This window comes from Fervidicoccus sp. SLHALR4, assembly GCF_058692745.1.
Genome location: NZ_CP182483.1, coordinates 1379398 through 1392847, shown reverse-complemented (window position 1 = coordinate 1392847; position 13450 = coordinate 1379398). Strand labels below are relative to the sequence as shown.

The 13450-nt window shown below is 43.4% G+C and carries 14 protein-coding genes; 5 read left to right on the top strand and 9 right to left on the bottom strand.

What is annotated here, in order from left to right:
• Positions 1–230: 230 nt before the first annotated feature.
• The 5 genes from ACLGLO_RS07550 to ACLGLO_RS07530 form a co-directional block, all read right to left on the bottom strand.
• Positions 231–1421: an ABC transporter permease gene (locus ACLGLO_RS07550; protein ID WP_492128279.1), complete on the bottom strand. Its 1191-nt coding sequence runs from the start codon at positions 1419–1421 to the stop codon at positions 231–233.
• 44 nt (positions 1422–1465) lie between these two features.
• Complete coding sequence (locus ACLGLO_RS07545; protein WP_492128278.1) at positions 1466–4351, bottom strand: COG1361 S-layer family protein; 2886 nt, start codon at positions 4349–4351, stop codon at positions 1466–1468.
• Between the two features lie 30 nt (positions 4352–4381).
• Entirely contained in the window at positions 4382–5152 is a 771-nt protein-coding gene (locus ACLGLO_RS07540) for an ABC transporter ATP-binding protein (protein WP_492128277.1), read from the bottom strand.
• A 36-nt stretch (positions 5153–5188) separates the two neighbouring features.
• Positions 5189–5527, bottom strand: coding sequence for a methionine--tRNA ligase subunit beta (gene metG / locus ACLGLO_RS07535; RefSeq protein WP_492128276.1), 339 nt, complete (start codon positions 5525–5527; stop codon positions 5189–5191).
• A gap of 192 nt (positions 5528–5719) precedes the next feature.
• The gene (locus tag ACLGLO_RS07530; RefSeq protein ID WP_492128275.1) at positions 5720–6205 is read right to left on the bottom strand and encodes a hypothetical protein; all 486 of its coding nucleotides are present in this window, start codon (positions 6203–6205) and stop codon (positions 5720–5722) included.
• Between the two features lie 216 nt (positions 6206–6421).
• Here ACLGLO_RS07530 and ACLGLO_RS07525 point away from each other — a divergent pair, with 216 nt between their 5' ends.
• On the top strand, positions 6422–6784 hold the full coding sequence (locus ACLGLO_RS07525; RefSeq protein ID WP_492128274.1) for a ribbon-helix-helix domain-containing protein: 363 nt from the start codon (positions 6422–6424) through the stop codon (positions 6782–6784).
• On the opposite strand, the gene hsp20 is transcribed toward ACLGLO_RS07525, so the two are convergent.
• From hsp20 to ACLGLO_RS07510, 3 genes are all read right to left on the bottom strand, one after another.
• Positions 6785–7309, bottom strand: a complete 525-nt coding sequence (gene hsp20, locus ACLGLO_RS07520) for an archaeal heat shock protein Hsp20 (RefSeq protein WP_492128273.1) — start codon at positions 7307–7309, stop codon at positions 6785–6787.
• 191 nt (positions 7310–7500) lie between these two features.
• A complete protein-coding gene (gene lrs14, locus ACLGLO_RS07515; RefSeq protein WP_492128272.1) occupies positions 7501–7890 on the bottom strand; it encodes an Lrs14 family HTH-type transcriptional regulator in 390 nt (129 codons plus the stop codon).
• 116 nt (positions 7891–8006) lie between these two features.
• Complete coding sequence (locus ACLGLO_RS07510) at positions 8007–9353, bottom strand: FAD-dependent oxidoreductase (RefSeq protein WP_492128271.1); 1347 nt, start codon at positions 9351–9353, stop codon at positions 8007–8009.
• A gap of 197 nt (positions 9354–9550) precedes the next feature.
• On the opposite strand from ACLGLO_RS07510, the gene ACLGLO_RS07505 reads away from it, so the two are divergent.
• Positions 9551–9730, top strand: a complete 180-nt coding sequence (locus tag ACLGLO_RS07505) for a DUF5679 domain-containing protein (protein WP_492128270.1) — start codon at positions 9551–9553, stop codon at positions 9728–9730.
• An 8-nt stretch (positions 9731–9738) separates the two neighbouring features.
• On the opposite strand, the gene ACLGLO_RS07500 is transcribed toward ACLGLO_RS07505, so the two are convergent.
• The gene (locus ACLGLO_RS07500; RefSeq protein WP_492128269.1) at positions 9739–11091 is read right to left on the bottom strand and encodes an MATE family efflux transporter; all 1353 of its coding nucleotides are present in this window, start codon (positions 11089–11091) and stop codon (positions 9739–9741) included.
• A 95-nt stretch (positions 11092–11186) separates the two neighbouring features.
• Here ACLGLO_RS07500 and ACLGLO_RS07495 point away from each other — a divergent pair, with 95 nt between their 5' ends.
• From ACLGLO_RS07495 to twy1, 3 genes are all read left to right on the top strand, one after another.
• Positions 11187–11705, top strand: coding sequence for a hypothetical protein (locus tag ACLGLO_RS07495; RefSeq protein WP_492128268.1), 519 nt, complete (start codon positions 11187–11189; stop codon positions 11703–11705).
• Between the two features lie 116 nt (positions 11706–11821).
• On the top strand, positions 11822–12436 hold the full coding sequence (locus tag ACLGLO_RS07490; protein ID WP_492128267.1) for a DedA family protein: 615 nt from the start codon (positions 11822–11824) through the stop codon (positions 12434–12436).
• Positions 12433–13437, top strand: a complete 1005-nt coding sequence (gene twy1, locus ACLGLO_RS07485) for a 4-demethylwyosine synthase TYW1 (RefSeq protein ID WP_492128266.1) — start codon at positions 12433–12435, stop codon at positions 13435–13437. The genes ACLGLO_RS07490 and twy1 overlap by 4 nt, the downstream gene beginning before the upstream one ends.
• The last annotated feature ends 13 nt before the right edge of the window (positions 13438–13450 follow it).

Genomic DNA, 13450 nt, shown 5'->3' with positions numbered 1-13450 from the left:
ACTCCGAACTCCTATTCATCATCGCTGAATTCCACAATTCTATATAGAGAACTCATTTCTATCTTCATTCTTTTTACGGAAACAAAATTTCCAATCGAGGGCCGCAACGCATCCTATCTCTTTTCAGTGACGGAATTCAATAACTGACCTCCTCTCCGCCCTGAAGGGCGAAAATCCCCTTCGAGCGGTTTATCGGTTTGGAGGTAAGCAATCGTCGCTATTAGCTTTGCTTACTCATATCTCAGAGCCACTGCTGGAGGTATCTTTACTGCCATATATGCAGGAAGAAGCCCGCCCAGTATACCAACCATAACAGTTAGGAAAATTGCATTCAGAAACAGATTAGGAGTGAACAGCGGAGATGCCGAGAGGACAACAGAAGATGTGCCAGCATTTATCACCATTCCACTTCTCCCGAGATAAAGCGCCCCAGCGACACCGAGGACGCTTCCAGAGATGGCTGCGATCAAGCTCATGAGCAGAGATTCGCTGAGGACAATGATCACAACTCTGCCGTTTGTGTAGCCTATAGCCTTCATCACACCTATTTCTCTTGTCCTCTCTATAACTGAAGTAACCATGGTTGCCGTTGTTCCTGCTATGGCCACTGCTATGGCAGAGAGGGACGCTACATAGTTGACATAGCTAACGGCAGCAGTTATGCTGGTGACTATGTCTGCTATGGCGCTGAAGGATATCACAGAAACCTTATCTCCATAAGAATTTTTTACAGCATTCACGAAGTCTTTGACATATGAGGGATCAGACATCCTCACCAAAATTCCCGACCAATCCTTCAAACCGAAAATTCTCTGTCCAGAATCGAGAGGCATGAAGATCGTCTGATCTGGGCTGAAGAAGAGAGCACCTCCATATTCAGCTATTATTCCTCTGACGATGACATTTGTCGTCTTGTACTGCGGAACGCCTTTGCTTACAGATGAAAAGTATTTGATGGGGACGATATCTCCAATGCCGTAGTGAAGATTCCCGGTGCTATCATATGCTACTTTATAACCTATCAGTGCTCCCAAAATATCGCTGCTTGACGGGGCACTCCCCTCTTGGATCTTTATTCCACCGATGGACTTTATGATGAAATCGACATCTGTGCAGTATATGTAAATCTGAACATCCTTGTCCCCTCTTTTCACTACTGCTTGAAGGAGATAATACGGCTGAGCTTCGTCAACGTTCGGGAGGGATTTTATGTAGTTGAGGTCATCATTAGTTAGTGTATAGCTTGAAGAAGGTGTTATCATTACATTATTCTGCCCAAGACTGGTTACTTGATTTACTATGTATTGAGAATATCCGCCTACCACCGCTCCTATAGTAATAATGACCGCAGGCCCTATCAGTATTCCCAGAACAGTTAGGATGCTTCTTATCTTACGCTGGCCCAGTGTCTTGAAGGCCATTTTGAAAGATATTCCCATGAATGATAAAAAAGAGCTCAAAGAGCTCATTCTTCTTTCTTCTCTTTAAGCTTCTTGGCGTGCGAAGAATACATTCTGTATATCAGGACAGCAGCAAACAGAAGGAATATCCCTACCATGGCAACAGCGATCTTCACTTCTGTCAGGTTGAGTATGCTGAGCTGCTGCTGGGGCGAGGTTGTTGAAGCTGTAGCAGGTTGGGAAGAGAACACTTGAAAAGCTTCCTCTCTTTTGTTGAGTTCGTTGTAGCTGTTGTAGTAGCTGATCTCCAACGTTACGTTCACGCTTTTCTTTTCCTGAGGTACAGAGACCTGTATGCTAAATGCGCTCTGCGATCCTGGGTCCACATCTCCGATGAAATATGAGTATGAAGTGTTATCAACAAGAGCGACTATATTCACTCTGTAGGCTGTCTGGCTTCCGTAGTTTATCAACATGCCGTTTATCTTCAAAGTACCGTTGGTGAGAGATGATGCCATTTGTGTGAGAGAGAGTTCAATGAACGGCTCAACGGCTATTGCTATTTGGTTACTGAAGCTGTGCTGCTGCCCCCCAGGATCCCTGTACTGCACAGAAACCTGCAGTGGAACTACTCCGTAGTTAATTAAGGTGCTACCCCCTCCATATGACTGAATGCCAAATGGATTATATACAAACATTACAGGAATCGAAATTGCTTCTTTGGCACCTATTGCTGGAATATATATTGTCGATGGAGAGGCTATGAGGATCGAATTTGAAGCTTGAGATGAGAGAAGGGACGAGGGGGGAGACAGAGTCAAGTATACGTTGTATGCTGGAGAAGTTCCATTGTTGGCAACTTCAACAGTTAAATTGGTATACCTGTTTCTTATATCGAGTTTGCCTAATATCTTCACGTCTATATAGCTCACCGTTCCATAAACTTGGATTGGAATCGTGAAATTCACTTTTCTCATGGTTCCCCAAGCATCTGTAAACGAAAGCGATGCATTGGCGTATAGAGTTCCGGTGGAGTTAAGCATTATATTCAAGGGAAATGCGAAGTAGATGCTGCTTCCCTTTTGATAGGATGCAGCGACGCCTCCTCCTGCTTGATAAGAACTCTGAGATATCTGCTGGATGTACTCTTGAATTGTTTGAATGGGGACAACCTGAGAACTCACCTGTTGAGAAGCAGGGGTTACCCCTCCCCTCGAAAGATTCGTCGAAGAGAAGGTTATGCCATTAGGAAGTTCAAGGTAAAGGATCGGATTGTTCACAGCATCAAACTTCAAATTCCTGATGATTATAAAGTAGTTGGCTCCGTAAGATAATATGTCAGCACTCCCTTCTTTCCAGCCCCACTCTATTGCTTCCACAGCATTAGAGGGATCATTGACAGCGAGACTGAAAGGCAGAACTTCTTCTATTCTGTATCCCGGCCCCCCGCTGTTGACTACCCCTTCAACTGTGAGGAATGCGGTGTAGTTCCCAGGAGATACACTCCCAACGTTCACTTTGAACTGCATTGAAAAGGAACCGTAGGCAGGTATTGCGCTTCCGGCAAAAATAACACGGGTGGATGAATCAACAGAAAAGCCAGGCGGAAGTATAAGCGAGAAGTTGGCACCTGAGATCGAGAAAGGCATTTTGTTGACTACTGAGACGACCAATACAGCATTCTCTGTTTCTGGAAAGACCGAATAGCCGTTGTACCAGCCCCAAGAAGCTATCCCTACAGCGCTCCCGTTGGAGGCAAGAGGGTATCTTTCAATATAGACATTGTAAGGCAGAAGATCCTTCACAATGAGATAGCTCCCACCTCCCAGATCGATTCTGTACTTTACTTGGGTGACAAAAGATATCTCCTGAAGGGAGGCACTAGAAGAGTTTATTGATACATAATAGCTGAGGGTGGTTGAAGCCCCACCTGCCAGAGAACCATAGTAAACAGAGCTCGCCTGTATCGGAATTAGATATGGAGAAGTTACATTGGCTTCGATTGAGCTAATTGCATACTCTCCATCATTTACAAAAACTAAGTTCAGTTGCGCATAGAGAGAGTTGCTGTATACCGGCCCAGGCCTTACATCCCCCCAGTAGGCAGAACTGATTTTAAGCTCGCTGTATTTAGAGGGCACTGGATCTATGCTGATGTTGAAACTCAAGCTGAAAGATGCATTGTAGGAAACGCCGTCCTTCGTCGTTGCTGCAGCATTAAAATATAACAAAGCAGTATAGCTTCCAGGATCTACGCTCTCGCTTATATCTACCTGACTGAATGTTATTGTGGTTCTGCTTCCGATTGATAGTGCTCCTATCTGCTGCTGAGGACTGTCGGTCGATATTCCGTTTGGAAGAGTGATGTTGACTGTTGCCGAAGATATAGCGCTGTCTCCATCATTTTCTATTGTAACTTGAATTGATGTCCTGTATGTCCCGGGGTATCCGGCGGGGCTCCAGCTAGTAGAGACGACGGTTATCTGCGGGGTAGGGTATTCGGAAATTTGAAGCGGGATAGTGAAATAATCTGTTATGTAGGCACCATCTGAACTGATATAGCTTACTGCAATTGTTGCGTAATAGGTTCCAGGAGCAACGCTCTTATCTACGTTCAAGTAGAACTCGAAATATACAGTCTCGCCGCTAGTTACGTTTTTTGCGCTGTCTCCATACAAATCTCTGGCCCCAGATACAGTGGTGTATCCACTGGAGGGAGAAAAGCCTGCCGGTAAATCTGTAAGCTTCGCAGAAGGATTTGTGGCATTTACGTTAAATAGAAAGTCTACTCTGAGAACTGCGTTTGAAGAGCCTGGATACACGTTATAATTTTGCTGAGACTTGAAGTTGACGGATTGAAGCGAAACATCTGCCGGAGACTGGGCATCTGCATGCAGAAAAGCTGTAAGGCTCAAAGCAGCCAGCACGGCAATGAAAATCCACTTCTTCAATCTTTAACACCTCACCCTTCACTTTAAATTTCACGCGGTATTGAGTATGCATTTGCTGTAATTAATGTTGCTTTCTTCTCCTACTATTTGGCCATTCCGGATATAAATTATCTTCTTGGTACAGTTGGCAACTTCAGGGTCGTGAGTAACAATAACTATCGTCTGTCCCTGCTCGTTGAGCTTCAAAAACTGCTCTATTACAAATCTTCCCGAGTTTCTGTCTAAATTTCCGGTTGGTTCATCTGCCAAGATAATTTTCGGTGAAGTCACAAGGGCTCTTGCTATTGCAACCCTCTGCTGCTGTCCACCCGAGAGCTGATTGGGTTTCTTCGGCAGCCATGAAAGATCTCCTCCTGCCCTGAGTAAAGCTGATTCTACAAGTTTTCTTCTAATTTCTTTTCTCAAACCCCTCACAAGCAGGGGGAGTTCTATGTTCTCATACACGGTCAATCTATTGATGAGGTTGAACGATTGAAAAACGAATCCAATTTTTTTGTTTCTAATATCTGCCAACTCTCTGTCGCTGAGCTTAGAAGCTTCAATCCCCTCTATGAAGACTTTTCCTTTAGTAGGCCTGTCCAGCAGACCAAGTATGTTAAGAAGCGTAGATTTTCCTGAGCCCGATGGACCCATTATGGCAATGAGCTCCCTCTGGCTTATTTTCAATGATACCCCATTCAAAGCAGGGAACTCTATCTCTCCCTGCTTGTATATCTTGTGGACATTTTCAATCCTAATTAGCTCACCATCACGCCTTTCGCCTTTTTCTTTCCCAGACTGACTCAGAACTTCTCCAGGCATCTCACTGACCAGAGGTCTTCACCATTGATTTCGCTTTCAGCAGATCTTTGAACCAGGAGCAACATCTCTTTCAGGGAGAAGAATAACGGGCTTTCCCCCCTCTTCGCATCCAGCTGCAAGTATCATGCCCTGACTGACCAAACCCATGATTTTTTTCGGCTTTATATTTGTCAGTATGGGTAGCTTCTTTCCAATTAATTGTTCTGGAGAGTAGACCTCACCAATACCTGCGATTATCTGCCTCTCTCCGAGTTCTCCTAAGTCAACTATAAGTCTGAGTAACTTATTACTTCCGCTGACCCTTTCAGCTGATTTTATCGAACCAATCCTTATGTCAAGCTTAGCAAAGGTTTCATAATCGATCGCTTCAACCATGTTTAATCTCACCGTGAATTCGGGGGATTATTCTGTAAATGGTACATTATACCTTATAAATCTGCGGAAATCGAAAAACGATCATCGCAAGCTTACCGTTAGAGATTAAAGACTTTTGAGTGCTTCAATGAGGCCAAACCTTCTTGATAAATATTTCTCCCACTCAAAAAATTGCAATATTATCTATTCTATCTATTCTTGTAGGTCTTTCAGAGCTATTCTATCCGAAAAAATCTCGCTTCTTCCATATTTATCAATGAGCTTAACAGTGAATTTCAAATCTCCTCTAATACCTAAATTCAGCTTCTCAATATAGTTAAGGCACCTTTCATCTTCGCAAATAGGCTCAAGCCTTTCCTTTATTTTGACCAGCAACCCCTCTACTGTAGTCACGAATCCGGGCTCATACTCGCTGGAGAGGAACTGAAAGTCGAATTCTGGTATCTCTATGTCTGTGTTCTCTCCCACATATAGAAGAGTATTGAGGTCGCTTGGATGCTCTACTTTGAACTCTATCACTCTTCCCCTCTTTACCTCATATGGAGTAGTGAACGTGAACCTGTAGCCGCAGCTCTGGCATTTGCCGCTTATTAAAACTGTTTTCCCATATGGAGGAACTTCGTAAACCAAGCTTCTCAGTACGAATGCTCCCTTTTTCCCGCATATAGGACAATCCATCTTTTCTTCGTTATAGGTGTATTTCATTATATACACCGTATTACAATCTGGCTATTGAAATTCCAATAAAAAAAGTCTTTTTTCTCAATCGGCGAAATCTCTAGATTTTTCTTCTGAAACGTTAAAAAGTTTAACTTCGCAAAAAGGAAAGCGAGTGTTTTTTATTCCTCCGGTGCTACCTTTCGATGGAGGGCGACTAGCTCAATGAAAAATAGGTTGGATGATGATGGTCATGCTGGTACGAATATCGAGATAGAAATAAAAACTAAGAAGGTCGTATCGCTGAAAATCAGCGAGGAAATGTTCGAATGGATTGAAGCCGTATGGAGAGCAGGAGGTTTCTCTTCGAGAAGCGATTATTTGAGGGCTTTGGTAACTTCTGTCCTTGATGATCCGGATAAAATAAAAAATGCTAATGGAAACCTCCTTCCAATTAAAGCCACAAAAACAGTAACATTCAAGCTTGAATTGAATATACTGAATAGGCTTGATGAACTTGCGGTGAAAAAAGGATATACAACCAGAAGCGATCTCTTGAGAGAGCTAATATTCAATCTGATGCAAAATCCGCTCCGATAATTATTCGACCTTTATTTTATGCCCTTCTTCTCCCTTCTTCTCTTCCAGCTCAAATTTTATTTCCAGCACGCCGTTTTTATACTGAGCTTTTGCTGTTTCTTTTTTCACAGGCTTTGGCAGCTCTACCTCTTTGTAGTACTTCCTTTCGCCGTTGCTGGCCCTAATTATCAGTTTATTGTCCTGAACGTTAACATCTATCTTATCTTTTTCCACTCCGGGTAGCTCAGCGATTACGGTGAGAGTGTTTCCGCTTTCAAAGATATCAACAAGAGGTTCCCGCTCTTCAGAGATTTTTGGCCTCAATCCAGTTCGCTTCACATTGCCGAATTCTTCGAAGTGAGGAACACCGTCTGGACCAATGGTAAGTCTGAACCCGTATACTAGTGGAGTCCTCTTCATATCTTTAGACATTTTCTCAATATGCTCGAAATCCTGTCTGAAAAGCTCTTCAAACTCTTCTTCTATTTCTCTGAAAAACTCGTCAAAGATATCGAAAAATCTTCTGCTCTTTCTCCTAGAAGACATAATTTTCACCCCATAATTTCTTTACATCATTCCAGACTAAAATTGTTTTGTTATGTTCCTAGTTACAACTGAAAGCCTCGCTTTTCAGGGCTGGGAGAGGTGGTCAGCGTGACTAAGAATTTGTGACTCCAAACTGCACCGGTTGAAAATCGAGATATTCGTATTGCTTACGTTTGGATATTACTATCAGTTTAAATTTGGATTGTTGCTCTTTTCTCGAGGACTTTCGTGATGAATTCTCTTATAACGTTTGCGCACTTCTCGATATCCTTCATTAATCTCGATTCGATTATTTCCTTGGTGGTGTAGTAGCTGTATCTGGGCCTTCCTATATTCTTAGAACTCACTTCTCTATTCCTAACCACGAACCCTAATCCAAGCAAATTATTCAAACCCCTGCTCACTGTTGCTTTGCTCAGCCCCAGTTCTTGACTCAAATCATCGAGAGTCATCCTTTTATTCAGAAGCTTGAATAGTATTTCAAGATCTGTCTCTGAAAAGTTATAGCAGAACTTCACCAGATCATAGAGCGTTAACTCTTTTCCACTCGGCAGCTTCAGTTCAACGCTTTCTTCGCTCATTTTTATCTCCCTTTTGATTTTTTTCCATTAATAGAGTTTTTTTAATTTATATTTAAGTTTTACTACAATATCTATAATGATCGAGTTACAAAAGAAAGGAAATATATACATAAAAATTATAGTTTTCCCCCAGACAGCACCCTGGCAGCCACTATGAGCGGGTGCCAAACCGGAGAAGTGGCAGGCATATATCCCAGATCTGAGAAGTAAAGGTCCTCTATCGTCATGCCTCTTTCGATGGCTATGCTTGCTATGTCTGTATATCCAGCCACGGCAATATCATTCCCAACAATTTGAGCCCCGATTATCTTTCTGCTCAATTCATCCGCAATGAGCTTTATGTAAACATATCCGCCTCGAGGATAGTAATGAGCTGAAGTCCTAGTTTTCACTAGCTTTGAAACCGGTTTGTATCCGTACTTTTCAGCTTCATTTGAATTAATTCCAGTTCTTCCTATATAAAGGTCGAAGAATTTAGTTACAGCCGTTCCAACGATCCCTGGAAAGCTGAGGGTTCTTCCAAGAGCAGCATTTGCCCCAGCTACTTGCCCCTCCTTGTTGGCTGAAGGAGCTAGAGGAATCCACACTCTCTCCTTCTTTATCTTGTGATACTTTTCAGCAACATCTCCAGCCGCGTAAACTCCCTCAATATTGGTTTCCATATATTCGTTGGTTTCAACGGCTCCTGTGGATCCCAATTTTATTCCAGCCCTCTTCGCTAATGAGGTATCGGGCTTTACTCCTGTAGCTAATATGACCGCTTCGGCCTCAATTTCTTCGCTCTCCGTCACCACTCTCTCAACACTGCCTTTGCCCCTCAATTCGACTACCTTGCTCCTCTTCTTCAGCTCGATCCCCCTCTTCAGCATTTCATCCTCTATGATTTTAGAGACGTCCTGGTCTATGCTTCCTGGAAGTAGTTGATCCGTCATCTCTATCAGCACAACGCTTTTTCCCAACTGCTTGACTGCTTCGGAAAGCTCCAGCCCTATATAGCCTCCCCCGACAATCGCTACCCTTTTAGCTTTGCTCACCGCTTCCTTTACCTTATCTGCTTCAGCTGGATGTCTTATTGAGACCACATTTTCCAAACCGATGCCGGCTATTTTTGGAATAGCCGGAACCGCCCCTGTGGAGATTATCAGCTTATCCCACTGGATTTTTTCTGTCACACCGTCCTTTTTTTCGATGCTTACAAATCTTCCTGAAACATCTATATCGGTAACTTCGGAATTTACCAGAACTTTTATCCCTCTCTCTTTTTCAAACTCTTCGGGAGTATATGTGATGAGATCATCTTTGCTTCCCACCAGACCTTCTATGAAGTAGGGGATCCCGCACGGGCCATGGGTTATCATGTAAGTCCTTTCTATAAGAAAAACTTCTGCTTTTGGATTGAGCTTTTTTGCCCTTGAAGCTGCTGATGCACCGGCCGCCCCGCCACCGATTACCACTATTCTCACAGCGAAATCACCTGGCAACCTTTCTTAATAGCCTCGATTAAAAAACTTTTGTTTAATATTAATTTTAATATGAAATACAAATATATAATAATTTTCTATTCATATAATTCATTTTTGTCGTACAATAGATACAGAATTAAAACGAAACAAAAAATATATATATGTATTAATAGTAGGAAGATATAGGGCGAACACAAATGAGTTACGAAGCATTTGACGTGAAGGCAAAGAAGAAAGTGAAGCTAACAAACCCTGAGATAGTCACACTGAAAAATGGCAGACTGGCTGTGAGAGGAAAGAGCCCACTAACAGGCATAACCGTCTATCGCATACTGAGCAAAGCCGAAGCAGAAAAGCTCAAGAAAACGAAGAAATGATTTTTTTACTACAATAGCCATCTTTTTTTCATGACCCATGCGGCCCCTATTATCCCGGATACAATGTTGCTAGCCGCAAGAATAATCCATATAATTTCAACTGGTATATCGTATAGAAAAATTAGCAGAGCTATTAACCCTATGCGGAAGACCCAAGTCCTCAGAACAGAAAGGATCCCAAAAAAGTAGGTCTTTCCGGAGCCGTTTGCAATTCCATATGCTGAAAAAAATAACCCAAAGAATGGAAGAGAAATTGCAGAATATAGGAGCAAAGAAGATCCCAGATCAACAACGCTAGCATCTCCCGAGAATAATCTCATGAGGTATTCCCTTGAAGCTCCGACTAACAGAGCAAGCGCTGCTAGGGTCACGAACATTAGGCTGAGAGAAACAGAAGATGCTTTTTCAACTCTCTCTCTGTTCCCCTTTCCCAAATTCATTCCAACTACTATAGCTGTAGACCTTCCAAGCCCCGAAGTGTAAGTTTGAACCAAGTCTATGATTCTCATCGCTATCCCATAAGCAGCAAGGGCATAGGAGCCGTAGATTGAGACGAAAGAAACCAAAACAGTTTGTCCAAGCGAATTTGAAGCCCTGTGGACTCCAAGGGGGAAGCCGACTTTAACTGCTGTTTTTATCCATTCAAGCGAAATTTTGAAGTGCTCAAAAGATAGGGTCATTTTTTCATATCTCCAGAACATGAGGAATAAACTGTATCCTGCGGAGGTAGCTCTGGCAAGCATTGTAGCAAAAGCCGCGCCCATCACCCCCCATTTCGGAAATCCTGCTAGCCCAAATATGAAGAGGGGGTCGAGAACGACGTTCAAAATTGAAGAGATAAGCCCTATTTTCATTGAGAGGGTAGCATCCCCCAGCGACGAAGTTATCGTTGAGAATGCGATGGAAATGTAGGCAAGAGGAGTTGCTGCGAGCATGATCCTGAAGTAAATTAGGGCATAGGGAAATACATCGGGAGGTATTCCCATTATTCTCAGAATGTTAGCGCTGAAGAGCAGCGATAGAGCTGAAATCGCAAGGGAAAATAATATGGAGAAGGAGAGGAGAGCTCCCGAATTCTTCTTCGCATCCTCTTTATCACCTCTTCCCCAAGATTTCGTTATGGTCGCATAGCCAACAGAGATGACCCCGTTCCCGAAAGAAAGGAGAACATATATTGGAGGCCAGGAGACTGTTGGAGCTGCCACTTGTGCTGGGCCCAGCCAGCTCAGCCAGAGCGTGTCCGCCAGGTTGTACAGGACTTCCGAGAGATCGGAAATCATCAGTGGAACTGCGAGTATCATTAGAACTTTCGCGATGCTCCCTTCGAGAATTTCCTTCTCTTTCCCCTTTGCGGTCTTCAATTAACGTATCACCATTATTTTCTTGAAAAATGGAAATCAGTTACATCGAATATTATTGAGATAAGTATAAAAGCTTTTGTATTACATGTATTACAATGGTGATAAAGACGACCGAAGAAAATGGAGAGAAGAATGAAGAGAAGAGTGAAGAAAAAAGCGAGAAAGTATCTGTCACAATAAGGGGGATAGATAAAAATCTCTATGAAAGCATTTCGAAAAAGGCCAAGGAGCTCAATACCACAGTGGGAAGCATATTCAATGAAGCTATGAGGGAGTTCCTAGCAGTGCTGGATGAAGGGCTGGATACATTTCAGAAGATCACTGACAAAACGGTGACATCTCTCAGAGCAACGATCCCTACGGCTTCATCCAACATTATACTGAGAGATATAGGAGAGATCAAGCTGAGCTACTCCGACCTCCAGAAGGCTGACAAGCCAATAATAATAATAAACGTGAGGAAAGTTGTATTTGCAGATGACGTGACCGATGAGATTTTCAGAGAGAAGATTAAAGCTATAAAGATAGCAGACGAAGTCTACATCCCCAAAGGTGTTTCCATGATCTCTGCTGCACAGCGTTGCCAGCTTGTAAAGAGGATAGTACAGGCATAACAGGGGAAGCGTTCTTGAAAATAGATAAAAGCGCTGCAGTTTACCTCTCTGTTCTTTTTTTGTTAGTAGCTTCCTTATTAGCGATTTATGTTCTCCAAATAAGAACGGGAAGCTCAGTGACAGAAGAAGTTGTGAACTATTCGCTTGAGCTGGTCGAGAAAATTGGATATATCGGGATATTCGTCCTCATGACGCTCGAGAGCGCCCTTATCCCGATTCCTAGCGAAATCGTCATGACGTTCTCAGGATTCCTCGCATCCAGCGGAAAAATGAGCCTTACGCTCGCGGTTGCTGCAGGAACGCTGGGTAACCTTGCCGGTTCTATCATTCTTTATAAAATAGGCAGCGGTCCCGGCTTATCCTTGCTCAGTAAATATGGAAAGTACATCCTGATCAGTAGGAATGATATTGAAAGAGCGCAGAGGCTTTTTTCGAAATATGGTGCAGCGATTGTCTTTGCTGGAAGGATGCTACCAGCAGTGAGGACAGTGATCTCTCTTCCGGCTGGGATAGCGAAGATGGATGAGCTGAAATTTGTACTTTATACACTGCTCGGCTCTATTCCCTGGAATTTCATGCTGGCATACGCCGGTTATCTGTTGGGAGAGAACTGGTCAATCGTTGAAGGATATGCTAGAATAATTGACTACATCGCTGTATTGGCTATTATTTTATTAGTTTTGATTTACATTTTTTATAAGAGAAGGTCTGAAGGTGGAAGGAAACTGTGAATGTAGAGAAGGAAAACCTACAGGCGCTCATCGATGTAATGAAGAAGCAGGGATACTACTTCGCAGACCAGCATACAGTCTTAAAAACATGCAGCTGGACTAGAAATGCTCTTACGCAGAGGAGATTCTGCTATAAGTGCAAGTTCTATGGAATTGAAAGCCACAGATGCATTCAGATGTCCCCCGCTGCATTCTGGTGCTGGAATGCCTGCATCCACTGCTGGAGGCTGAGGCCGCAGGATGCTGGTGTTAATTGGAATGAAACTCGAATGCCTGAATTTAACGATGACATACCTTCCTTAGTTGACAGGATAATTGAAGGTCAGAGAAGACTGCTGAGCGGATACAAAGTCCACCAAAATGTTGACCGGAAGATGTATGAGGAGGCGATGGATCCCAAGCACGTAGCGATCAGCCTCACAGGGGAGCCCACTCTCTACAGCAAACTCGAGGACCTCATCAAGGAGTTTCACCGCAGAGGTCTGACAACCTTTCTCGTGACTAGGGGTGTCAGGCCCGACGTCATTCTGAATATGCAGGAAAAGCCGTCCCAGCTCTACATAAGCATGGAAGCTTACAGCAGAGAAATGTACGAATGGCTCAACAAACCCCTTGTTCCAAACGCGTGGGAGCTGACTATGAAGACTCTCAAAGGATTGGCGGAGTATGGCAGACCCACAGTTCTCAGGATAACTCTCATGAAGGGCATCAACATGGACGAGAAAGCGGTCGAAGGTTTCAGCAAAATCATTGATTTGATGCAGCCTACTTACATTGAACCGAAAGCATATATGTACGTTGGAGCAAGCATGCTGAGGCTGAGCAGAGATAACATGCCTTCCCATGAAGAGGTCATGGCTTTCGCAGAAAAGCTCTCCAGAGCTGCCGGTTATCCTATAAGAAGCGAAAGCAGACCGAGCAGAATAGCTCTCCTTTCAAAACTAGAAAAACCAATCAGATTCGGAAAGGGTTGTCCAAACGGATGGTCTCAGGATGAGTGAGAAAGCCGCAAGC

Excerpts from the sequence above, each read along its gene's own strand:
- ACLGLO_RS07550 (WP_492128279.1), bottom strand. The coding sequence starts at position 1,421 with ATGGCCTTCAAGACACTGGGCCAGCGTAAGATAAGAAGCATCCTAACT.
- ACLGLO_RS07540 (WP_492128277.1), bottom strand. The coding sequence starts at position 5,152 with ATGCCTGGAGAAGTTCTGAGTCAGTCTGGGAAAGAAAAAGGCGAAAGG.
- metG (WP_492128276.1), bottom strand. The coding sequence starts at position 5,527 with ATGGTTGAAGCGATCGATTATGAAACCTTTGCTAAGCTTGACATAAGG.
- ACLGLO_RS07530 (WP_492128275.1), bottom strand. The coding sequence starts at position 6,205 with ATGGATTGTCCTATATGCGGGAAAAAGGGAGCATTCGTACTGAGAAGC.
- hsp20 (WP_492128273.1), bottom strand. The coding sequence starts at position 7,309 with ATGTCTTCTAGGAGAAAGAGCAGAAGATTTTTCGATATCTTTGACGAG.
- lrs14 (WP_492128272.1), bottom strand. The coding sequence starts at position 7,890 with ATGAGCGAAGAAAGCGTTGAACTGAAGCTGCCGAGTGGAAAAGAGTTA.
- ACLGLO_RS07505 (WP_492128270.1), top strand. The coding sequence starts at position 9,551 with ATGAGTTACGAAGCATTTGACGTGAAGGCAAAGAAGAAAGTGAAGCTA.
- ACLGLO_RS07495 (WP_492128268.1), top strand. The coding sequence starts at position 11,187 with ATGGTGATAAAGACGACCGAAGAAAATGGAGAGAAGAATGAAGAGAAG.